The sequence below is a fragment of the Polynucleobacter sp. 31A-FELB genome (assembly GCF_018882405.1).
Taxonomy (GTDB): domain Bacteria; phylum Pseudomonadota; class Gammaproteobacteria; order Burkholderiales; family Burkholderiaceae; genus Polynucleobacter.
Genome location: NZ_JACVOO010000001.1, coordinates 82,888 through 106,149, shown reverse-complemented (window position 1 = coordinate 106,149; position 23,262 = coordinate 82,888). Strand labels below are relative to the sequence as shown.

At 45.5% G+C, this 23,262-nt stretch carries 21 protein-coding genes; 12 read left to right on the top strand and 9 right to left on the bottom strand.

Annotated elements, in window-relative coordinates:
* Positions 1-7 precede the first annotated feature (7 nt).
* Positions 8-526 (bottom strand): adenine phosphoribosyltransferase, encoded by a 519-nt coding sequence (locus tag ICN30_RS00480; protein WP_216229139.1) that lies wholly within the window; start codon positions 524-526, stop codon positions 8-10.
* An 11-nt stretch (positions 527-537) separates the two neighbouring features.
* Here ICN30_RS00480 and ICN30_RS00475 point away from each other — a divergent pair, with 11 nt between their 5' ends.
* The 7 genes from ICN30_RS00475 (at position 538) to ICN30_RS00445 (ending at position 8,623) form a co-directional block, all read left to right on the top strand.
* Positions 538-1,104, top strand: a complete 567-nt coding sequence (locus tag ICN30_RS00475) for a 5'-methylthioadenosine nucleosidase (RefSeq protein ID WP_216229138.1) — start codon at positions 538-540, stop codon at positions 1,102-1,104.
* 151 nt (positions 1,105-1,255) lie between these two features.
* A complete protein-coding gene (locus ICN30_RS00470) occupies positions 1,256-1,744 on the top strand; it encodes a MarR family winged helix-turn-helix transcriptional regulator (protein ID WP_216229137.1) in 489 nt (162 codons plus the stop codon).
* Positions 1,741-3,219 carry an efflux transporter outer membrane subunit gene (locus ICN30_RS00465; RefSeq protein ID WP_216229136.1) on the top strand — a complete coding sequence of 493 codons (1,479 nt, stop codon included), beginning with the start codon at positions 1,741-1,743 and terminating at the stop codon, positions 3,217-3,219. Before ICN30_RS00470 ends, ICN30_RS00465 begins: the two co-directional genes overlap by 4 nt.
* Before the next feature lie 20 nt (positions 3,220-3,239).
* Positions 3,240-4,208 carry an efflux RND transporter periplasmic adaptor subunit gene (locus tag ICN30_RS00460; protein WP_216191502.1) on the top strand — a complete coding sequence of 323 codons (969 nt, stop codon included), beginning with the start codon at positions 3,240-3,242 and terminating at the stop codon, positions 4,206-4,208.
* Positions 4,209-4,217: 9 nt separating this feature from the next.
* Positions 4,218-5,750 carry a DHA2 family efflux MFS transporter permease subunit gene (locus ICN30_RS00455; RefSeq protein WP_216229135.1) on the top strand — a complete coding sequence of 511 codons (1,533 nt, stop codon included), beginning with the start codon at positions 4,218-4,220 and terminating at the stop codon, positions 5,748-5,750.
* A gap of 117 nt (positions 5,751-5,867) precedes the next feature.
* Positions 5,868-7,028 (top strand): alkane 1-monooxygenase, encoded by a 1,161-nt coding sequence (locus tag ICN30_RS00450; protein WP_216272572.1) that lies wholly within the window; start codon positions 5,868-5,870, stop codon positions 7,026-7,028.
* On the top strand, positions 7,025-8,623 hold the full coding sequence (locus tag ICN30_RS00445) for a GMC family oxidoreductase (RefSeq protein ID WP_216229133.1): 1,599 nt from the start codon (positions 7,025-7,027) through the stop codon (positions 8,621-8,623). The genes ICN30_RS00450 and ICN30_RS00445 overlap by 4 nt, the downstream gene beginning before the upstream one ends.
* Here ICN30_RS00445 and ICN30_RS00440 read toward each other — a convergent pair.
* Genes ICN30_RS00440 through ICN30_RS00410 form a run of 7 tightly spaced genes read right to left on the bottom strand, consistent with a single transcriptional unit; the run spans position 8,620 to position 17,000 of the window.
* Positions 8,620-9,384, bottom strand: coding sequence for an enoyl-CoA hydratase (locus ICN30_RS00440; protein ID WP_216229132.1), 765 nt, complete (start codon positions 9,382-9,384; stop codon positions 8,620-8,622). The genes ICN30_RS00445 and ICN30_RS00440 overlap by 4 nt on opposite strands.
* 5 nt (positions 9,385-9,389) lie before the next feature.
* Positions 9,390-10,370, bottom strand: a complete 981-nt coding sequence (locus tag ICN30_RS00435) for a nitronate monooxygenase family protein (RefSeq protein WP_216272571.1) — start codon at positions 10,368-10,370, stop codon at positions 9,390-9,392.
* Positions 10,371-10,391: 21 nt separating this feature from the next.
* A complete protein-coding gene (locus ICN30_RS00430) occupies positions 10,392-10,847 on the bottom strand; it encodes a DUF2147 domain-containing protein (RefSeq protein ID WP_215322062.1) in 456 nt (151 codons plus the stop codon).
* A gap of 31 nt (positions 10,848-10,878) precedes the next feature.
* Positions 10,879-12,075 carry an acetyl-CoA C-acyltransferase gene (locus ICN30_RS00425; RefSeq protein ID WP_216229129.1) on the bottom strand — a complete coding sequence of 399 codons (1,197 nt, stop codon included), beginning with the start codon at positions 12,073-12,075 and terminating at the stop codon, positions 10,879-10,881.
* A gap of 17 nt (positions 12,076-12,092) precedes the next feature.
* The gene (locus tag ICN30_RS00420; RefSeq protein WP_216272570.1) at positions 12,093-14,534 is read right to left on the bottom strand and encodes a 3-hydroxyacyl-CoA dehydrogenase/enoyl-CoA hydratase family protein; all 2,442 of its coding nucleotides are present in this window, start codon (positions 14,532-14,534) and stop codon (positions 12,093-12,095) included.
* Positions 14,535-14,544: 10 nt separating this feature from the next.
* Positions 14,545-16,332, bottom strand: a complete 1,788-nt coding sequence (locus ICN30_RS00415; RefSeq protein ID WP_216272569.1) for an acyl-CoA dehydrogenase C-terminal domain-containing protein — start codon at positions 16,330-16,332, stop codon at positions 14,545-14,547.
* A gap of 29 nt (positions 16,333-16,361) precedes the next feature.
* Positions 16,362-17,000: a TetR/AcrR family transcriptional regulator gene (locus ICN30_RS00410; RefSeq protein WP_216272568.1), complete on the bottom strand. Its 639-nt coding sequence runs from the start codon at positions 16,998-17,000 to the stop codon at positions 16,362-16,364.
* 247 nt (positions 17,001-17,247) lie between these two features.
* Between ICN30_RS00410 and ICN30_RS00405 the strand changes: the two genes are divergently transcribed.
* From ICN30_RS00405 to ICN30_RS00385, 5 genes are all read left to right on the top strand, one after another.
* The gene (locus ICN30_RS00405) at positions 17,248-17,961 is read left to right on the top strand and encodes an outer membrane protein (RefSeq protein ID WP_216272567.1); all 714 of its coding nucleotides are present in this window, start codon (positions 17,248-17,250) and stop codon (positions 17,959-17,961) included.
* A gap of 148 nt (positions 17,962-18,109) precedes the next feature.
* Entirely contained in the window at positions 18,110-19,786 is a 1,677-nt protein-coding gene (locus ICN30_RS00400) for a long-chain-fatty-acid--CoA ligase (RefSeq protein ID WP_216272566.1), read from the top strand.
* On the top strand, positions 19,783-20,757 hold the full coding sequence (locus ICN30_RS00395; RefSeq protein WP_216229123.1) for a nitronate monooxygenase family protein: 975 nt from the start codon (positions 19,783-19,785) through the stop codon (positions 20,755-20,757). The genes ICN30_RS00400 and ICN30_RS00395 overlap by 4 nt, the downstream gene beginning before the upstream one ends.
* Positions 20,758-20,822: 65 nt before the next feature.
* Complete coding sequence (locus ICN30_RS00390; protein ID WP_370626563.1) at positions 20,823-21,719, top strand: lysophospholipid acyltransferase family protein; 897 nt, start codon at positions 20,823-20,825, stop codon at positions 21,717-21,719.
* A protein-coding gene (locus ICN30_RS00385; protein WP_370626562.1) for an IS3 family transposase occupies positions 21,604-22,715 on the top strand; the annotation gives its coding sequence in 2 pieces (ribosomal slippage) (positions 21,604-21,853 and positions 21,853-22,715; 1,113 coding nt in all). The genes ICN30_RS00390 and ICN30_RS00385 overlap by 116 nt, the downstream gene beginning before the upstream one ends.
* A gap of 88 nt (positions 22,716-22,803) precedes the next feature.
* Here ICN30_RS00385 and ICN30_RS00380 read toward each other — a convergent pair.
* Entirely contained in the window at positions 22,804-23,259 is a 456-nt protein-coding gene (locus ICN30_RS00380; RefSeq protein WP_255533022.1) for a DUF4442 domain-containing protein, read from the bottom strand.
* Positions 23,260-23,262 lie beyond the last annotated feature (3 nt).

Sequence of the window (23,262 nt, the reverse complement as noted above, 5' to 3'; positions counted from 1 at the left end):
CTAGCCCTTAGGCTATTAGTACGGTTTTATTAGTAATTCCTTTTCGAGTTAGAAGGTCGCCGCCATTTAAACCGGCGATTTCTAAAAAAGTTAAAGCACCAGCTACTTCAAACCCTGCTTTTTTAAGTAACTGACTGGCTGCTATGATCGTTCCGCCAGTAGCCAAAACATCATCTAGAATCAAAACTCGTGCCCCAGCTGGCAGGGTGGATTGCTGAATCTCCAGAGAGTCAGAGCCGTATTCCAGGCCATAGGATTCTCGATGGCTAGCCAAGGGTAGCTTATTGGGTTTTCGGGCTAAGGCGAGCCCCTTATGAGCCTGGTGGGCTAGGGCAGCACCAAAGATAAATCCACGTGACTCAATACCTAGAATATGGCTGTAGTCAAACTGCTGGGCCAGCGCCTCTAGTCGAAGGGTAGCCTCCTTAAATGCTGCTGGATTGGCTAAAAGTGGGGAGATATCCCTGAATAGGATCCCTGGCTTAGGAAAGTCGGGGACTCCGGGTAGATAATCTAATAAATTCATCAACAGCCAATATGAAAACAGAACTTCTTATTATTACCGCATTAGAGTCCGAGCTCAAGCGTGAAGCTCTGCCAAGTGGGGTGGAAATTGTTTATTCAGGCGTTGGCAAAATTAATGCTGCCATAACCAGCATCAAAGCCATTCACCAATACTCACCAAAGAGAATATTGAATTTCGGTACCGCAGGGAAAATCAAAACAGAATTACAGGGGCTACTAGAAATCGGTAAGGTCATTCAGCGCGATATGGATGCTGAGCCACTAGCACCCCGCGGCAGCACTCCTTTTTGCGCTAGACCACAAGAGTATGTATCTACCGGAAGATTTATCTGTGGCTCTGGTGATAGCTTTGTGACGGCATCCGATCCTTGGTTGCATAGCCAAGGTGTTGATGTTGTTGATATGGAGCTATTTGCAATTGCTGCGATTGCACATGATCATCACATACCTTGGCAATCATTTAAATACATCACCGATGAAGCTAATGAAGACTCTGGGGAAGACTGGCAGGCGAAAGTTCATCTCGGCCAAGAACTCTTTTTGGCGGCTTTAAGTCAGGCTCTTGCTAACGATTCCTAGTTACCTTATTCCTTAATTTGAGCCCAAAATCACCCTAAAAGCACCTAAGTAAGGTTTTTTACCCTCATCAAGCTTGTGGTGATTTCTGCTGAGTCGCACCGGCAAAATAAGTTCTTGTGTTATAAAATTCATTGACTAGTCAATTAGTTTTATGAAAAATACCAGCCCTTCACCATCCTCTTTCTACACCCCGGATAATTACCGCCCCCAGGGGAGTGTGGCTTATTTGATGTTGCGTAACAAATCAAGCTATCAACGCCTAGGTGATTTGAGGCTGGCAGATCTTGGTATTACTGCAGCGCAGATGAGCGTGTTGCTCCTCGTTTCACATTCTGAAGCGGCTACGATTTCTTCCTTATCGCAAGCGTTAGGAGTTAATGCCGCAGCAACAGTGCGCGTGGTTCAAAAACTGGAAAAGATGAAACTCATACAAAAAGAGCTCTCCAAAAAGGACGGACGTGTAATTGGCCTATCGCTCACTGCTGACGGAAAGAAGGCGGCAATATCGATTCCACCACTGTGGTGCGATCTATTAAATCAGTCATTAAATGGCTTTACGCAAAAAGAATTTGATCAATTACGCGATTTCTTATTGCGAATTGAAAAAAATAATTTACAGCAACTTGAGGTGAGCTCATGAGGCGCTTAGCTTGGGTATGTAGCGTAGTCCTAGTGACGTCCATAGGCTCTCTCCTATCGGCTTGTGCCTTTTTTCCTAGGCAGGCATTGCCTGAGCAAGCTGCGAAATCCATTGATGTGCTTGAGCCAAAGCTGGCTACACAAACCAATAGCAATAACAGCAGTACTAATCCTATTGAAGATGCATGGTGGACGGCATTTGGCGACCCCCAGTTAAATCAATTGATTCAACTGGGGCTTAAGCAGTCTCCTAGCTTGGATACATCAGGCGCAAGGATAGCGGCAGCCCAAGCGATGTTAGAGAGTGAAAGGGCGGCATTTATTCCTCAGGTAAGTGTTGGAGGTCAGGTTGATCGACAACAACTTTCACAGAATTATATTTTTGTGCCTGGCATGCCTATTTACACTGGATACGGACTAGCCAATGCTTCACTGAGTTGGTCTTTGGATATTTGGGGAAAGCAAAAGAAGTATTTTGATGCCGCCAAGAATCAGGTACTTGTTGCTCAAGCAAATTACAAAGCCTCAGAACTTCTTCTCTCGACAACGATTGTGCGCGTTTATTTTGACTATGACCATATGGTTCAGGCTCGAGCACTCTATGCGAGGGAGCTTGAGGTCAGAAAGAATTTACTGCGTATTGCCATTGACCGCCAGCACGCAGGTCTAGTTGATGCGTTGACAGTAAATCAGCGCAAGGTAGAATTAGAGTCTGCTCAAGCTAATGTAAATCAGTCTAATTTGAGTGTGAAGATGATGCAGCATCAACTTGCTGCTTTGGTTCAAGAGGGCCCATCCTGGGGTGAATCGCTCAAGGCCCCATCGATTCAGGCAACCAATCTTAGTCTCCCCGAAGTTATCCCATCCGATCTATTGGAGCGCAGGCCTGATTTACAGGCATTGTTAAGTCAGATTGATGTAGCAAAGCTGCAATTAGAAGGTGCAAAGTTAGAGTACTTGCCGGACGTGAATCTTGCAGGTTTCATCGGAGTTCAATCATTTGGCTTATCCCAACTTTTTTCTAGCAGAAGTCAGCAATTTAGTATCGGCCCTGCGATAAATCTGCCAATCTTTGATGGCGGCGTAATTGATGCCAACGTAACTGGCAAAGAAGCCAATCGAAACCAAGCGATTGCCTCATATCAGGAGCAACTAGTACAAGCTTTGCGAGAGGTTGCCGATAGCATTGGATCTGTGAAGAATACACAGGCTAATTATGAGGGCTTCGCTAATGCCGAGATAAACGCCAAAAGAAATTTTGAAATTACGCGCAGTAGAAGCGAGGTTGGAATCGCCTCCAAAGAAGCGTCTTTAACTGCGGAGCAGGCTTATCTGTTGCAGGGGCAAAACTATGCAGATGCTAAATCCAAACTGTTAACTGCCAATGTGGTGCTGGTTCAGGCCTTAGGCGGATCTTATCTTCAGTCTAAATCTGAATCTAGAACTCAAGCGAAATTAAGCGGACAAACTCAATAAGTATTTCACTCGGAATATCCATGGACACTACTACAAACAATGGCGGTTTTAATCGACCAAAAGCTTTCAAGATCTTTTTCGCGATCCTGGTTGGCGTCTTTCTTTTAGGACTGCTGTACTGGCTTATTTTTAGCCGTAATTCAGAATCTACTGATGATGCATATGTAGCAGGTTCTCAGATTCAGGTTGTATCCCAAATAGAAGGCGCGATTGCTACTGTCAATGTTTCTGAAACCCAATCTGTCGAGGAGGGCCAAACACTCTTTAGGGTTGACCCTACAGAAGTACTGATTGCATCTGAAAAAGCAGACATTGATTTGCGCAATGCGAATGCAGATTACCAAAAGCGTAAGGTCTTACAGGGCGATGCCAGTGTGTCAAAAGAGGAGCTGGAACACTCTCAGTTGGCCTTGCTAAAGGCGATGGCTAATGCCCGCCAAGCCTACATCAATCTGCTTCGAGTCGATGTTCAAAGTCCAGCTAAAGCCACAATAGCAAAGCGGTATGCTCAAGTTGGCCAGCGTGTAGCTCCAGGCACTCAACTGGCAATGATGGTTGCGGGCGATCAGATTTGGGTTGATGCGAATTTTAAAGAAGATCAGCTTAAAAATATTCGCATTGGACAGTCGGTGAAATTGGAATCTGACATCTACGGAGGCAAGATGGAATTTCATGGCAAGGTAGTTGGCTTTGCCCCTGGAACAGGTTCCACTTTAGCCCTTTTGCCACCTCAGAATGCCACAGGAAATTGGGTAAAAGTAGTGCAGCGCTTACCTGTGAGAATCGCGCTGGATAGTAATGAGTTAAGTAAGCACCCCTTAAATATTGGCTTATCAATGAATGTTAAAGTCGATACTAGTGATCGCGATGGTAGTTCACTACAGGCGATGGATAAAGGTCCCATTAGTGACACTACTATTTATCAAAAGCAATTTGATAAAGCTGAGCGCCATATTCAGTCTCTATTGACGAATTCTAAGAAGCCATAATTAGCCCTTATGAGTGCGCCTGAGCTAGAGCCTCTTAAGGGATATAAGCTGGTACTTGGAACCTTGGCTTTTGCCTTGGGATCCTTTATGAACGTTCTTGATATGTCCATTGCAAACGTTGCTTTACCAACTATTGCAGGAGATTTTGCTATTAGCCCAACTCAAGGGACCTGGGTCATTACTTCCTACGCAGTTAGCGAAGCTATCTTTTTGCCATTAACCGGCTTTCTAGCCAAGAGAATTGGCGAGGTACGTCAGTTTATCTTTGCCACAATACTTTTTACGATAGCTTCAATGCTGTGTGGGTTGGCGCCATCCTTCGAGGTGCTGGTCATCTCGCGCATCTTGCAAGGCATTGTTGGCGCTTCAATGATTCCGCTTTCCCAAACCTTGATCATGAAATGTTATCCGCCAGCAAAGCGGGGTATGGCATTGGGTATTTGGGCGACAACTACCATAGTGGCGCCTGTATTAGGACCCTTAATTGGTGGCTGGCTTACCGATAATTTGGTATGGCGTTGGGCTTTCTATATCAATTTGCCATTTGGCATTTTGATTGCTGTGATGGTTTACTGGTTGTATGGGGCTCCAAAGCCTGAGTCCTCTAAAGAGAAAATTGATCTTATTGGCATAGCGCTACTAGTTGCTGCTGTCGCCTCGATGCAAATTGCACTTGATAAGGGTAGTGAATTAGATTGGTTGTCATCATCATTCGTTGCAACTTTAGCAACGATCTCCTTTATCTCTTGGGTCGCCTTTGTTCTCTGGGAGTTGGGGGCAGAGCACCCCATTGTGGATTTGCGCTTATTTAGGCTGGTGAACTTTCGTACCTCTGCCATCTGCTTGGGGATAGGATCTTTTGCCTTTTACATCTACATTGTGATCGGCCCTTTATGGCTGCAAACCCAATTGGGCTATACCGCATTTAACTCTGGCAAGGTCATGGCAATCACTGGAGTATTGGCTTTATTTTGTGGCCCTTTATTTGGGGCCAATATCCATCGTATTGACGCGAGAATCATTGCTACTATTGGATTTGCCGCCATGGCAATTGGGTGCTGGATGGCTGCCGGCTTTACAACTGGCGTCGATGAAAAAACACTGATGTTTGCTCGCCTCATTATGGGTGTGGGTATTGCAGGATTCTTCATGCCAATGTCTGCAATTTCTATGTCACAGCTCAGGGGGAGTCAAATCGCTTCTGGTACGGGTATCTCTAACTTTTTAAGAAACGTGGGTGCCAGTGTAGGAACAGCGGTTGCCACTACGCTCTGGCAGGACAATGCGATTAGACAGCATGAGAACCTCATGAGCAATATTCAGACGGGGAATCTTGCATACCAACAATTGATGGAAACAACTGCCAAACTCGGCATGACAGAAATGCAGCGATATGCCTTAGTTGATAACTTGGTTACCTCTCAGGCCTACATGCTTTCAACCAATCAGCTAATGCTATTGGCAGGACTCATTTTGGTGGCGCTGATGCCCCTAATCTGGTTATCTAAACCTCCATTCGGATCGGGCCTTATCGGTCACTAATGAGGCTTTAATGGCGCTCCATCATTAGGGATTTCACTAAGGTACTCTGAGCATAGCGCCTAGAAATGCAGGCTATCAAATCAAGCAATTTTTTTGAGTGGAGGCTAAGATGTGGTTATGAACGGCATAACAACAATCCAAGGTCCAGAGTGGAATGATAAGCGCTGGCTTTGGTTATTGAGCCCAACCATTCCATTTGCTTTTACCGCCTCTATTCTGGCATTCGTATTGACCGGTCATTGGCTCTATTTGCTTTTTGCCCTAGCCATCATTCATATCGCCATCCCTATCTTAGATCTGACTTTTAGTGAAGACTTTAGCAATCCTCCGGAATCCGCTGTCGAGAGCTTAAATAAAGATTTCTTTTATCGCGCGCTGGTTTGGGTTTATGTTCCCTTTCAGCTCATTGGCACAGTCTATGGAACTTGGCTGGCAGCGACTCAGTCTTTAGATTGGTATGCCTACATCGCCCTAGTATTTACTGTGGGATCTACCAATGGTATTGGCATTGGAACTGCTCATGAGTTAGGGCATAAACAAGAGTCCGTAGATCGCTGGCTTTCTAAATTGGCATTAGCCTCCAGTATGTATGGCCACTTCTTTGTGGAACATAACCGCGGCCATCATAAGCGGGTGGCAACACCAGAGGATCCTGCTAGCGCCCGTATGGGGGAAAGTTTTTGGGCATTTCTGCCGCGTACTGTATTGGGCAGCCTAATTTCCGCATGGGAATTAGAGCGAGAACGCTTAAAAAGAAAAGGGAGGGTCGTTTGGAGTATTCAGAATGAAAATCTCCAAGCTTGGTCTCTCACGATTCTCTTGTACGGTGCTCTCATATTTTGGTTGGGATGGGCGGCACTAATCTTTCTTGTCCTTCAGGGCATCTACGCTGCCTCGATGTTGGAAGTTGTGAACTATGTAGAGCACTACGGTCTGTTACGTCAAAAAGATCAAAATGGTGGGTACGTGCGCTGTGCACCAGAGCACTCTTGGAACAGTAACCATATAGTCGGAAATATTTTGTTGTATCACCTACAGCGCCATTCTGATCATCATGCTCATCCAACTAGACGTTATCAAGCATTACGTCATTTTGGAGAGGCTCCTCAATTGCCAGGTGGTTATGCATCCATGATTACCTTGGCGTATTGCCCGCCCCTCTGGTTTGCCTTAATGGACAGACGGGTAGTGCGCCATTACGCTGGGGATATGAGCAAAATCAATATACAGCCTTCAGCTAGATCAAAGCTGATGAATCACTGGAGTAATCAACAATGAAGTCTCAGGCCTTTGATTACATTGTCGTGGGTGGTGGGTCTGCTGGTAGTGTGATGGCAGGACGACTTAGCGAGGATGCCGGCACTAGCGTTGTATTGCTGGAGGCTGGCGGTAATGGTGATAGCTGGGTCGTTAAAACGCCTGCGGCTGCCGTAGCTATGTTACCCACATCAATCAATAACTATGCCTTTCAAACGGTACCCCAGAAGGGCTTAAACGGCCGTCGAGGATATCAGCCCAGAGGAAAGTGTTTAGGTGGCTCTTCGGCGATTAATGCCATGATTTACACCAGAGGGCATCGCTCTGATTACGATCACTGGGCAGCGCTTGGCAATATAGGCTGGTCATATGACGAGCTACTTCCTTACTTTAAGAAAAGCGAAAACAACACCACAATTCAGAATTCCTTCCACGGTATTGATGGCCCTTTATCTGTATCAAATCTGCAGTCACATAATCCTTTTCAGCAAATCTATTTGAATGCAGCCAAGGAAGCCGGATTTCCGGTTACGGAAGACTTCAATGGTGCTGAGCAAGAGGGTTTAGGGATTTATCAAGTTACCCATAAAAATGGTGAGCGCTGGAGTGCAGCGCGTGGCTATTTACACCCCCATATGGGTAAACGAAAAAATTTAAATGTGCAAACTGGTATTCAGGTTGAGTGTATTTTGTTCGAAGGTAAGCGCGCTGTGGGCGTGAGCTATATGCAGGGTGGTAAACAGCACATCATGCGCGCTAACAAAGAAGTTATTCTGTGTGCAGGCGCCTTCCATTCCCCACAATTACTCATGGTTTCAGGGGTGGGGCCTGCTCAAGAGTTAAAGAAATTCGATATACCAGTTATCCATGATTTGCCTGGTGTAGGTCAAAATCTTCAAGACCATCCAGACTTTATTTTTGGCTATTCAGCAGATAGCCTTGATCTGATCGGCATTTCTTTAGGTGGTACGGTTAAATTGACTGGTGAAATTATCAAGTATGTTCGTTCACGCGAAGGTATGATTGCCACCAACTTTGCAGAGGCGGGCGGCTTCCTCAAAACAGATCCCAGTCTTGAGGCGCCAGATGTGCAATTGCATTTTGTAGTTAGCTTAGTGGAAGATCATGCTCGTAAATTACATATGGCCCATGGCTATTCGTGTCATGTATGCGTTCTGAGGCCTAAGAGCCGTGGGCAGATTACGCTAGCTAGTAACAGTATGCAAGACGCACCATTAATTGATCCAGCTTTTTTGGCTGAAGAAGAGGATTTGGAAACCCTAGTTAAAGGTTATAAGCTGACCAAACAACTAATGGATGCCCCCTCGTTTACTAAGATACGCAAAAAAGATGTCTTTACACCTAATGTAAAAACAGATGATGACATTCGGAAGATTATTCGGGAGCGGGCTGATACGGTCTATCACCCAGTGGGCACCTGCAAGATGGGCCATGATGCAATGGCAGTAGTTGATGCAAACTTAAAAGTTCATGGCATGGAGGGGCTAAGGGTGGTTGATGGCTCGATCATGCCAACCCTAATCGGAGGCAATACTAATGCTCCCATCATTGCTATCGCTGAAAAAGCAGTAGACCTGATCCGAGCAGGTCGCTAATCTAGCCCATCAAAATTGGGGGTGCGCTTTTCTAAAAAGGAGGTCAGCGCTTCTTTTGCTGCTGGACTATGGAGTCTATCGATGAAGTGCTTGCCTTCAATATCAATTTGATTGAGTACTGCAGCCTTAAGTTCACCCTCTTTTAACAAAGACTTCGTTCTTGAGACTGATCCGGAGGATAAGGTAGTTAGTTTTTTGGCTCTCTGCTCCGCATAAGGCAGTGCAGATGGTTCTGAAATTACTTTGTTTACAAATCCAATTTGATGGGCTTCATCAGCGCTGATGGGTTCACCAAAAAGCAATATTTCTGAAGCCTTTTGATGGCCAGCGAGACGTGGTAGCAATAATGAGACCGCACCCTCTGGAACCAAGCCCAAGGAAACGAAAGGAAATATAAAACGAGCATTCTTCTGCGCGTATACCAAATCGCAATGAAACAGTAATGTTGCCCCAATGCCAACCGCAACTCCATCAACTGCTGCGATTAAAGGCTTAGTTAGTCCTGCTAGCGCCTTTAACAAATTAATGGGTGGCGCATCTTCATGTGTAATCGGCGATTGCATGAAATCCACAATATCGTTACCTGCTGAAAAGGCATTGCCAGCCCCAGAGATCAACATCACCTTCACTTGAGGGTTTTGATCTCCATCAAAGAGTGTCTGTGTAAGTTCACGATACATTGCATTAGTAAATGCGTTCTTTTTCTCAGAACGGTTCAGTAATATCTTCAGAATCCCGTCAGACAGATGGTGATTAATCATGTGATCTACGCTGCACCTTTAAGCAAAATTGCTTTAGTTTGATCATATTCAACTTTTAATCGAGCAACAAACTGCGCTGTAGGCGTAACTGCTTTTACGGCGCCAATACCTTGACCACAGCCCCAAATATCTTTCCAGGCTTTCTGGGCTGCGCCACCAAAGTTCATTTTGCTCGGATCGCTTTCTGGAAGATTATCTGGATCCAAGCCAGCATTGCGAATAGAGGGTGCTAAATAGTTCCCAGAAACACCAGTAAAAAGGTTGCTCAAGATAATATCATCTGAGTTGCAATCAACCACTGCTTGCTTATAGTCTTCACTCGCACGCGCTTCTTCAGTGGCAATAAATGCAGAGCCGATATACGCATAGTCAGCGCCTATGGCCTGGGCTGCTAAAACTGCACCGCCAGTAGCAATGGAGCCACTCAGTACTAATGGTCCTTTAAACCATTCCCGAATTTCCTGAATTAATGCAAAAGGACTTTTAATGCCGGCATGTCCACCAGCACCAGCTGCAACTGCAATTAAGCCATCAGCACCTTTTTCTATCGCCTTTTTAGCAAAAGCATTATTGATGATGTCATGCAATACGATTCCGCCATAGCTATGTGCGGCAGTATTAATTTCTTCGCGTGCACCAAGGGAGGTAATGATGATGGGTACTTTGTATTTGACGCATAGCGCCATATCATGTTCAAGACGATCGTTGCTCTTGTGCACAATTTGATTAATGGCAAAAGGTGCGGCTGGCTTATCCGGGTGTTCTCTGTTGTATTCCGCTAAGGCAGTAGTAATTTCAATCAACCATTCTTCAAGCTGTTCAGCAGGTCTGGCATTGAGGGCTGGCATAGAGCCAATCACACCCGCTTTGCACTGGGCAATCACTAATTTAGGATTGCTGATAATAAAAAGTGGGGCTGCAATGACGGGTAAATTACCATCCGCCAAATGTTTGCGTAGAACTTCTGGAAGAGGTTGATTGCTCATATTTTTTAAATGATCTGTAGATTACTGCTCAGCTTTGTACCAAACTTGGGTGCGACCTAATAATGGAATGCCAATATAGCCGCGGACATCCATCTTTTTGCCATCTTCAGTTGCAACCTTAACTTTGTAGGTTTCGCCATTCTTTGGGTCTAAGATTTTTCCATCTGACCAAGTGCCTGCCCCATCTTGCTTAAGATCACTCATGATTTTCATGCCAATAAGAGGCTTATCTTTACGATCGTCTTTGCACAGATTGCAATAAACTAGCGGCGTTTCGCCTGGGGCTGGGAATGTTTTGATGATGGTGCCCTGTAAAAACCCATTGGCCTCTTCAATCTTAATTAAGGAAGCCGGTTGATTGGTTTTATCGTCAATTGTTTTCCAAACCCCAATAGCTGGATCGGTAGCTTGAGCATACGTATTGCCAGCAATCAGACCAAGAATACAGGCCGATAGAATGATTTGTTTTTTTAACATTCTGATGTCTCCCATTTTTGATAAAAGCTGATTAGCAACGCTCAAATATTCCAGCAGCGCCCATACCGGTACCAACGCACATCGTCACCATGGCGTGTTTAAGATTACGTCTCTGTAGCGCATGAATCGCTGTTGCAGCTCGGATGGCGCCTGTTGCGCCCAAAGGATGTCCAAGAGCAATAGCGCTACCCAAAGGATTGACTTTGCTTTGATCCAAACCAAGATCTCGAATGACCGCTAAAGACTGGGCTGCAAACGCTTCGTTTAACTCGATCCAGTCCAAATCCTGCAAATTGAGTCCAGCCAGTTTTAACGCAGCTGGAATAGCCTCTTTAGGGCCGATGCCCATAATCTCCGGGGCAACGCCTTTGACGGCAAAACTTACAAAACGTGCCAAAGGAGTGAGGCCAAAGGTCTTGATCGCTTTTTCACTGGCTAAGATGAGTGCGCCAACACCATCAGAGGTTTGTGAGCTATTGCCAGCGGTCACGCTACCTCTAGCGGCGAATGGAGATTTGAGTTTCGCCAACCCTTCAAGCGAGGTATCGATCCGTGGGCCTTCGTCTTTCAAAAATTCACGCCACTGTATATCCACTTGGCCTTTATCCAGATTCATCGAGCGATGGGCAACCTTGACAGGAAAGATTTCAGAGTTAAATTCACCGGCGGCTTGTGCGGCCATAGCCTTTTGATGAGAATGAAATGCAAAAGCATCTTGATCTTCGCGACTGATCTTCCATTGTTGCGCAACTTTCTCGGCGGTTAAGCCCATACCGTAAGCAATACCAATGTTTTCATCGGCCATAAAGATTTCTGGTGACATCGATGGAGAGTTGCCACCCATGGGAACCATACTCATTGACTCAACACCGCCAGCAATCATCACATCCGCTTCGCCAACCCGAATGCGGTCAGCTGCCATAGCAATGGCATTTAATCCAGACGAGCAGAAACGGTTGACAGTAATACCGCCAATAGTATTTGGTAGACCACCTAGGAGTAATCCAATGCGGGCCACATTCAATCCTTGTTGACCTTCTGGCATGGCACAGCCAATAATGGCATCCTCAATGGCTTTGGGATCTAGGGTGGGTACTTGCGTCAGAATATGTTGTAAGGCGTTGCCAAGTAAGTCATCCGGACGAGTATTTTTTAATGCACCTCGCCCAGATCTACCAACGGCACTGCGAGTGGCAGCAACGATATATGCGTCTTGAATATTTTTCATAGTGATATCTCGGTAAATTAGTTTCTAACAGGCTTGCCAGTTTGGAGAATACCCATAATCCGTTCCATGGATTTAGGGTGACCAATGAGCTCCACAAATGCCTGGCGCTCCAGTTTGAGCAGCCACTCTTCAGTAACAAGCGTTCCTGCATCGACATCGCCACCAGTAATGATCTGAATGATCTTCTGAGCAATGTGCGCATCGTGTTCAGAGATAAAGCCACCGTCACGCATATTGACTACTTGACCCATCACGGTGGCGGCAACAGAACGGCCACCAACCGGTATTAAGGTTGGTATAGGAGGTCTGTATCCGGAGTAGCGCATTGCTTTGACTTGATCTTGTGCCAAAGCCAGTAATTCATAGACGTTTGCAACGATAATGTCACCCTTTTGGAGGTAAGCCATCTTCATTGCTTCTTGAGCTGATGAAGAAACCTTAGCCATTGCAGCATTTTCAAAAGCGGCTTTGGTAAAATCCAAATAATTGGTGTTCCCAGCAAGCGCAACGCCTTGAGCCGCACGAATGGCTGCTTCTTTAAGTCCGCCACCAGCAGGTAATAAGCCAACACCAACTTCCACCAGGCCAATATAGCTTTCCATAGCAGCAACTCTGCGCGCAGATTGGAGAACTAATTCACAACCACCCCCTAGGGCAATACCAGAGACTGCGGCAACTACAGGCACTTGGGAGTATTTGATTTTCATCATCGTATCTTGAAACTCTTTGACGAACGGCTCAACTCCAGCAGGGCCGCCTTTCATGACCATAGGCATTGCAGCTTCTAGATTAGCACCTGCAGAAAAGGGCCCACCAGGCGTGCCTAGCTTCAATGAAGTAGGTTGCCAGATCACCAATCCTGCATAGTTCGCTTCTGCGATCTCAACGGCTTTTTGTAGGCCACTTAATACGTCTGGGCTGAAGGTATTCATCTTCGAGCGGAATGAGGCAATCAATACCTCGGGCTGATTGGTATCTACCCAAGCTCGGAAGTCCGTGTTTTCAAAAACAGTGGTGCCCGCTGTTTTAGGATCAGGAGAGCCATCCCCTAACAGTGGCGCCCTAAATACTTGCTTTTGGTATACCGGCAAAGCAGAGCGGGGAATGTATTTATTCTCAGATGCAGACCATGAACCTTCAGGCGTGTGGAAAGCTTGCTTATCAGCAACTGGTCCACTAAAGATCCATGCGGGCAAAGGCTCTTTGCTTAGTGTTTTGCCTGCATCAATATCCTCTTTAATCCAATTAGCCACTTGCGTAACGCCAGCTGCTTGCCAGTCCTCAAAGGGGCCTAAATTCCAACCATAACCCCAGCGCATCGCGAAGTCGATTTCTCGAGCAGATTGCGCAATCTCACCAAGGTGAATCGCACAGTAGTGGAAGATATCCCGATAGATAGCCCATAAAAACTGAGCTTGAGGTTCATCGGTCTCGCGTAGCAATGCAAGTCGCTCTGCAATTGGTTTTTTCAGAATGCGCTCAATCAGCGGTTCAATCGTTGCGGTAGATGGTTTGTATTCACCGGTGACAGCATCCAATACAAGAACATTCTTACCGTCTTTTCGATAGAAGCCTGCCTTTGCCTTTTGGCCTAAGGCGCCTTTGGCAATAAGCTGAGTTACTACGTCTGGAATTTTAAATAGAGTTGAGAAGGGATCCCCTTGTAGAGAGTTCTCCATGGTTTTGATTACATGAGCCATGGTATCTAAGCCAACAACGTCGCTAGTTCTAAAGGTCGCTGATTTGGCGCGACCTAGTTTGCTGCCAGTGATTGCATCCACCGCATCAAACCCAAGACCAAACTTTTGCGCTTCAGCAAAGACCGCCAAAATTGAGAACACGCCTACGCGATTACCAATAAAGTTTGGTGTGTCTTTAGCTCTGACAACACCTTTACCCATGGTAGATGTCATAAATGTCTCTAGCGCATCTAATGCTACTGCATCAGTATCGGCGGCAGGAATGAGTTCCAGTAAATGCATGTAGCGCGGTGGATTAAAGAAATGCACACCGCAAAAGCGTTTCTTTAGATCGCCTGAGAAACCCTTAGCTAGTTCGCCAATAGGTAGGCCAGACGTATTGGTGGCAAATAATGCATGCGCTGGAATATGCGGGGCAACTTTCTCATAGAGAGCATGCTTCCAATCTAAACGCTCTGCAATCGCTTCAATTATGAGATCACAGTCGGCTAACAACCCCAAGTCATCTTCATAGTTGGCTGCCTGAATCAAATTAGCATCACTCGCAAGGCCTAAAGGGGCGGGCTTGAGTTTCTTAAGATTCTCAATAGCCTTAAGGGCAATCGCATTTTTATGAACTGGTTTGCCATCATCCGATTTTCCCGGCAGGTCAAATAAGACAACTGGTAACCCAACATTAATGCATTGGGCGGCAATCTGTGCGCCCATGACGCCAGCACCCAGGATGGCTACTTTTTTAATAATCTTGTTTTCACTCATATTCAGTCTCTCAGAAAAATTCAGCTGGCATTGCCATCAACGATTTGGAGCCGGCGCGCGCTTGACGAATCAGCATTGCGGTCTCAGGCAGGAGTTTGTCAAAGTAAAAGCGGGCAGTGGCCAATTTCGCTTGATAAAAAGGATCGTTGCTAGATTTATTGGCAAGTGCAATTTTGGCCATGCGTGCAAATAAATAGGAGTAAATCAGATGACCCACTACACGTAGGTAGGGAACGGCAGCAGCTCCTACTTCTTCGTGATTCATCATGGCTTTCATACCAATCTCTTTAGTGAGTTTTTCAACTTTAACGGCGATATCAGAAAGGGGGTCAATAAATTCCCGCATTTCTTTGCGAACGCCTTCATCCTCAATGAACTTTTCGATAATCTTTCCAAATTTGGTAAGTTTTTTTCCCATATCACCAAGTACTTTGCGTCCTAAAAGATCTAGTGATTGAATCGTATTGGTACCTTCATAGATCATATTGATGCGAGCGTCACGCACATACTGCTCCATGCCCCATTCAGCAATGTAACCGTGACCACCAAATACCTGCATGCCTTCATTGGTAGCTTCAAAAGCGTTATCAGTCAAGAATGCTTTAATAATTGGGGTGAGTAGGGCAACCATCTCACCAGTTTCTTTGCGAACTTTTTCATCTGGATGATTGAGTTCGGTATCGATCATGAGGGCAACCCAGTAGGAGAATGCTCTACCAGCTTCTGCATAAGCTCTTTGGGTGAGCAGCATCCTACGTACGTCAGGGTGAACAATAATCGGATCTGCTGCTTTCTCTGGTGCTTTCGCTCCAGTGAGGCTGCGCATCTGTAAACGTTCTTTTGCATAGACAACTGAGTTTTGATAAGCCACTTCAGTTAATCCAAGACTTTGCATTCCTACACCAAGGCGAGCCGCATTCATCATGACGAACATGGCATTTAAACCCTTGTGAGGTTCTCCAACTAGGGTGCCAATGGCGCCATCAAAGTTCATGACGCAAGTGGCATTGCCATGGATACCCATCTTGTGCTCAAGAGACCCACAGGAAACAGCGTTAGGTTTTCCAAGCGCTCCATCTGTACCAATCTGAAACTTCGGTACAGCAAATAAGGAGATGCCTTTACTGCCGATAGGTGAGTCAGGCAATCGCGCAAGAACAAGATGAACAATGTTCTCAGCAAGATCATGATCTCCACTAGAAATAAAGATCTTTGTTCCGGTGATAGCGTAAGTGCCATCAGCCTGCGGTTCGGCTTTGGTTTTAAGTAAACCCAGATCGGTGCCGCAATGAGGTTCGGTTAAGCACATTGTTCCAGTCCATTGACCAGACACTAATTTCTCAAGGTAGGTTTTTTTCTGTTCATCGGTACCGTGAGCATGAAGGCATTCATATGCGCCGTGTGATAGGCCTGGATACATCGTCCAGGATTGATTGGCTGAGTTCAGAGTTTCATATAGAACGGTATTGAGTAATTGAGGCAATCCTTGCCCGCCATACTCAGGATCACAGGATAGGGCGGGCCAGCCACCAGCAACGTATTGCTCGTAGGCTTGCTTAAAGCCAGTGGGTGTTGTGACCGATCCATCATCATGGCGTGTACATCCTTCCTTATCGCCAATCTGATTCAAAGGAAAAGCAATTTCGCTAGCGAACTTACCGGCTTCCTCGATGATTTGATTCATTGTGTCTTTATCAACATCTTGATAGGCTGGTAGGTTAGAAAACTCCTTACCAGCATCTAGTAGCTCATGAATTACAAATTGAATGTCGCGGAGTGGTGGGTTGTATTGAGGCATATTAGTTCCAGATTTGATAAAAATGAAAGTTATTTGGTGGTTGCTTGGTGATTGAGAAAAATATTCTTAATGAGCTTATTTGCTAGTGCCAAGCTCTTTGGGTTTTGCAGAAATCTTGAATCGTGATGCGCTCCCAACACAATGCTGTAGAGATGAAAGAGCATTTCTTGGGGAACAACGGTTTTCTTGAGGTGTCCAGCTGCAATGGATTCATTGATGGCACGAAGCAGGGCGGAGCGCCAGTCTTCAACGCTGTGTACTAATTCATCACGTACGATTCCAGGGCGATCGTCAAACTCAGCAGCGCCTGCAATAAAGAAGCAGCTAGAAGTATTCTCGCCAACACTGATCTTCAGCCAAGAATCAATCATTTGGCGTAAACGCGGTAGGCCCTTAGGTTTGGTAAGTGCTGGCGCAAATACGCTATCGGCAAAGAATTGGTAGTACTTGCGTATCACTTCAATCTGCAGTTCTTCGCGGGAGCCGAAGTGGGCAAAGACACCGCTCTTGCTCATGCCAACCGAGTCAGCTAAGTGGCCAATGGTGATTCCTTCTAGCCCTGACTTGCTAGAGATCTCAAGGGCGTCCTCCAAAATCATTGATTTTGTAGTTAAACCTTTTTTGGGCTCTGTAGATAAAGCCAGAGAGGTAGACCTTGTATCAAGCATGGGAATCAATATTAGCCTTCATTGTTGTAAAAATAATACGATCGTTCGTTTATATTACGGCATTATCCTACAACCCACAACCCACGTCAAATAAGCACTACAGAATGCTTACTGCCCGTAGGACTAATTTATTTGTTGCATCGCAAAATAAATAAAGGGAAAACCCGAGATACAAATTAAATTAAAACTGATTAAGATTCATCCAGTTGTTTCAGATTAATTAGAAGAATCAAAAATAGGAAGATATATGAAAACAGTAAAGATTAGCGCGTTAGTTTTAGCTATGGCTTGTGTATTCGCAACAAGTGCAAATGCACAATCTGCTAAGACAAATCCATGGGAAGGTTTTTATGCTGAAGCTGCAGTTGGATGGGGACAATTCAACCCTACTATTAACAACGCAAGCATACAGTCCACCGCTTTGCGAGGTAGAACTCTTCCAGTCACAACCCAGCAAGATAATCTATCCACTGGAACGAATAAAATTGGTTTGGGTTATACCTACGGGATCAATGATCGATACACGCTTGGTATAGCGGCGAGCTACTCTCTTGGCGCATCATCAGCTGCAAACGGATCCTTTTACGCGACACTCCCAAACGGAACGACCTCTTCCCCTACTTGGTTTAAGTATCAGATTAAAGATGTCTGGTCGGTAACTGTTAACCCTGGCTACGTGATCGATAAGGATAAGTTAGCTTATGCAAAAGTGGGTATGACAGGTAACACCATGGGTATTAATGGCGGTACGGCTAATTATCAAACTTATAACTTTACAGGATACGTGCTAGGTTTGGGTTACAAACAAATGGTTACTCAATCTGTCTATTTCCTTGGCGAGGTCAACTATGCCGGAATTAGTTCCAAAACAGCAACAATTCAAACTAGCAGGGGCCCGATTACGGGTAACGTAGGTGGTTCTGGCGTTGACCTGATGGTTGGTGTAGGTTACAAATTCTAAACAGCATTGCAGCATTAAATTTAAGCCCTCCTCACAGAGGGCTTTTTATTTATTCCTCATGTTTTTTCTTGCAACATGTGTTTAGATTAAGTCTTGCAGATTTAGAAGTCTAAATATAAATAAAATAAACGAGACAGGAGATAGCTTCATGGTTAATCCCATAAAACCTTGGTTAAAAAACTATCCTGAGGGCGTTCCTCATGATGTTGACATCTCAGAATATGATTCATTGTTGGACATGTTCGAAGAATGCTTTGAGCGCTATCCAAATCGCCGAGCATGTGAGTATCTGGGTAAGTTTTTAACTTATAGCGAGCTTGATCAGCACTCCAGACATTTTGCCGCCTACTTACAAAGTTTAGGCTTAGAGCCAGGGTCTCGAGTTGCCATCATGCTACCTAACGTGATGCAATTTCAGATTGCGATCTTAGGTGTATTGCGCGCTGGTTTTGTTGTGGTTAATGTCAATCCGCTTTATACGGCGCGTGAGCTGGAGCACCAACTTAAAGATAGTGGCGCATCTGCTCTCATCGTTCTTGAAAACTTTGCACACGTTTACCAACATATTGCCTCAAGCGCGCCACTGAAGAAGGTCATTGTTACCTCAATGGGCGAGATGATTGGTCTCAAGGGGGCAATAGTTAATTTTGTCGTCCGCAAGGTTAAAAAGTTGGTCCCTGCTTGGCATTTACCTGACCATACTCTCTTTACACATGCTTTGAGTGAGGGTGGTCGTCATAAATGGAATAGACCCAATACAACTCTTAATGACATTGCTTTCCTTCAATACACCGGTGGTACCACTGGGTTGTCTAAAGGCGCCATTCTGCTGCATAAAAATATTCTGTCCAACGTTATTCAGACGGACTTATGGTTAGAGCCAGGATTGAAACGTAAGCAGGTAGACCAGCTAGTCTTTTTGTGCGCATTACCGCTCTATCACATCTTTGCTTTAACAGCATGTGCGCTTATGGGAATGCGCAAGGGCGGCCTTTTAATTTTGGTGCCCAATCCACGTGACTTTGATGGCTTTATTAAGTTATTGAAGAAGCATCCAGATATCAACATCTTCCCTGGAGTAAACACTTTATTTAATGCCTTGATGCATAAGCCAGAATTTGCTTCAGTAAAGTTCCCTAATATTTTGGCAACCATCGGCGGCGGTATGGCAATGCAAAAAGTGGTTGCTGATCAGTGGCAGAAAATGACTGGTGCTCCTATTGCTGAGGGTTATGGTCTATCAGAGACCTCTCCAGTCGCTTGCGTTAATTCTGCATTGATCGAGAGTTTCACCGGATTCATTGGCTTGCCAGTCCCTGGTACTGAGGTCGTTATTTTGGGTGATGATGGCATAGAAGTGCCGTTTGGAACTCCAGGCGAGATTTGTATTCGGGGCCCACAAGTGATGGCTGGCTATTGGAATAAGCCCGAAGAAACTAAGAATGTGATGACGGCTGACGGCTTCTTTAGATCGGGCGATATCGGCATCATGAATGCAGATGGCCTAACCAAGATTGTGGATCGCAAGAAAGACATGGTGCTTGTCTCTGGATTTAATGTGTATCCAAATGAAGTGGAAGAAGTGCTATCGCTCATTCCGGGTGTATTGGAATGCGCTGTCATTGGTGTACCAGACGAGGATTCTGGTGAGGCAGTAAAGGCGTTTATCGTTAAGCAGGACCCTGATTTATCGGAGGAGACTATCTTGGCGTATTGCAAAGAAAATCTCACCAACTACAAGCGCCCCAAGCACATTGTCTTCCGTAACGATTTACCGAAGACCAATGTTGGAAAAATTTTAAGACGTGAGCTCAGGGATCTATGAGTCATATCCCTAAAATATTGCAAGGGCTTCGATTGCCGGTCATCTCGGCACCGATGTTCACTGTGAGCTATCCAGAGCTCGTCCTTGCGCAATGCAAGGCAGGTATTGTGGGATCGTTCCCAGCTCTAAATGCTAGACCACAAGAAAAGCTGGATGATTGGTTAAGTCAAATCCAGAGTGAGTTGGTGGATTTTCAGAAATCCAATCCAAACTCTAGGGTTGGGCCATTAGCGGTTAACCAAATCGTTCACGTCTCCAATGCACGACTAGAACAGGATATGTATTCCTGTGTAAAGCACCGCATTCCGATTTACATCACTAGCCTGAGGGCTCCTGTTAAGGAGATTATTGATGCCGTACATAGCTATGGCGGCATTGTCTTGCATGATGTTGTTAATATTCGCCATGCTGAAAAGGCTTTAGAGGCGGGTGTGGACGGTTTGATATTGGTCGCTGCTGGAGCAGGAGGCCATGCCGGTGCATTGTCTCCATTTGCACTGGTAGGGGAAGTAAGAAAGATATTTCAAGGGCCACTCGTACTATCTGGGGCAATCTCAACGGGTGATGCAGTATTGGCCTCACAGGCAATGGGTGCTGATTTTGCTTATATGGGGACTCGCTTTATTGCCAGTCAAGAAGCGCATGCGAGCGAGCAATATAAACAAGCCATTGTGACTGCACAAGCCGCCGATATTGTCTATACGGATCATTTCACAGGCATTCATGGCAACTATATTAAGCAGAGCATCATTAATGCCGGCCTAGATCCAGCCAATCTTCCAGATGGTGATCCGCAAGCGTTTGCCAAACTCTCGCAAGCGGGTAAAGATGGTTCTAGCGCTAAAGCTTGGAAAGATATTTGGGGTGCAGGTCAGGGCGTAGGTCTTATAGACGGGGTACCCACGGTTGCTCAGATCATGGATCAACTCGAGAGTGAGTATCAGGCGGCAAAGAAGCGCTTAGCTATCTAAAATTTGCCTAATATAATGAGGGATTAATATTTTCCTCAATTGTCTTGGGTAATTAACTGCTCATCGTGATTCTTTGGCTACGCTCACTACTGTTTTACCTATTTGGCTTTACATCAGTCACCATTTTTGCGACTGCGATTATTTTGGTCATTCCATTTACTAGTATTCGTACTCGCTACAGTATGGGTGTAGCTTGGTGCAGATTAATTCAGAAAGTTTTGTATTTACTCTGCGGTATTAGGTCTCAAGTTAAGGGATTGGAAAATATTCCAAAAGATCCTAATAAGCCTTTAATTGTTCTGGGCAAGCACCAGTCTGCCTGGGAAACCTTTGTTTATCTATCGATATTTCCAAAAGAACTCTGTTTTGTATTTAAAAGGGAGCTTTTGTATGTGCCATTCTTTGGATGGGCCCTAGCTTCATTACGTATGATTCATATCAATCGTGGCGATCGAGAAAACGCCAGAGAAGCCGTTGCTGCCCAGGGTAAGGTAGTTTTAAAAGAGGGTAGATGGATTGCGATTTTTCCAGAAGGTACTCGCACTCCTCGAGGATCGTTTAAGCCTTATCGCAAAGGTGGCGTACGTCTCGCCATCAGTACGCATACCGATATTCTGCCAGTCGCACAAAACTCAGGTGCAATTTGGCCAAGAAAAACTTTTCTTAAGCGCCCTGGTTTGATTACGCTTTCAATTGGCCCAGTCATTTCCGTTCAAGGAAAAACTGAAGAGCAGTTGCAGCTGGAGGTGGAGGCTTGGATTGAAGGTGAGATGCGCATGACCTGTCCTGGGATTTTCAGACCAAACGCTTTTAGAGATAATGACTCCTTCAACCTAAGGAGCGGGTATGAAGAGAGCACGGTTTTCAGACGAGCAGATTGTTCGGATATTGCAAGAGGCAGATCGTTCGCCAATAGCAGAGGTAGCCAAGCGCCACGGGGTCAGCGAACCCTCGATTTATAGCTGGCGTAAGAAGTTTGGCGACCTAGGTGCAGATGACGTCAAACGCTTAAAGCAACTTGAGCAAGAGAACGGTCGTTTAAAGAAGATCTTGGCAGAGCGCGATCTCGAGATTGAAGTGATGAAGGAGATCGCAGTAAAAAAGTGGTGAGCGTGCAGGAGCGACTGGAGCAGGTTCGCTATGCAGTTGGGCGGGGCATCTCCCAAAGACGAGCTTGTACGCTGCTAAGTGTTGCTAGATCTGGATTGGGTTACCAATGCAAGATGCCGGTTAAAGATCAGCCGATAGTGGCTGCCATGCGCCAGTATTCCGAGCAATATCCTCGCTATGGAGCAAGGCGCATTCGGATCTTTTTGCGGAGAGATGGCCTTATCCTGGGCCGTGATCGTGCAGCACGTATTTGGGCTGGAGCGGGTCTGCAGGTGCCCGCCAAAAGGACCCGCAAGCGTTACCGTAGTCAAAACCGTCAACCCTTTATCGCAACCGGACCCAATGAAGTTTGGGCATATGATTTTGTATTTGACGCTTGTGCCAACGGACAAAAGCTCAAGTGTTTAACCCTGATAGACGAGTTCACTAAAGAGAGTCTTTGCATTGATGTGGCAGGATCGATTAAAGGCGAGCGAGTGGTGCAAGTGCTAGAGGAGGTCATCGCAGAACGTGGTTACCCCAAAGTTCTGCGCAGTGACCATGGCCCTGAGTTTGTCAGTGCCATCTTATTGGAATGGGCTGTAGAGAGAGGATTACGCAATCTACACATTGAGCCAGGAAAACCTTGGCAAAACGGTACTAACGAAAGCTTTAATGGCAAATTTAGAGATGAGTGCTTAGCGATGAGCTGGTTTCATAGCCGAAAGCATGCGAAGGTTTTAATCGAGCAGTGGCGGGAACATTACAATACGATCAGGCCGCACTCAAGTTTGGATTATCAAACCCCATCTGAGTTTGTGGCGGGATGGCAAAAGGAATTAATAACGGGAGCCAGAGTTTCTAGATGAAATTGGTCCGATAAAATCAGATAGGTCACGCAGACTTGATGCGCCTGCTTATAGCAATTAAATAAGCAACAAAAATCTAAAAATATACCTAGCTTTTCTTAATCTTCTTACGTATGTAGAGTGTCTTGGTAATGCGCGCAACGACATCTTCTTCTCGGTCTTTCACATCGACGACAAAATCCCTCAGGACTTTATTGCCAGACTCGGCGGCGTTAATAATCTCGTCAATTTGAGATTGAGTAAGCTCAAAGGAGGCATGCACAGGACCCTTACCAGGCTTAAGGAACTCAATTTTTGCTGCTTGATCCCAAACAATGTAGCCTTTACCAATATTTTGAGACACCATCATCATGAAGAAGGGGTCAGTCATTGCAAATAGGCTTCCGCCAAAGTGAACCCCTAGGATGTTGCGATTTAAAAGACCATGCTTTAAGCGAACTTTGGCGTGACGAAAATCTTTAGCAATACTTTCCACGGTAATGCCCGCACCCAAGAATGGGGGCCATATATTCATTCCCTTACGCAAGAGGTTTGCATTCATCATGGC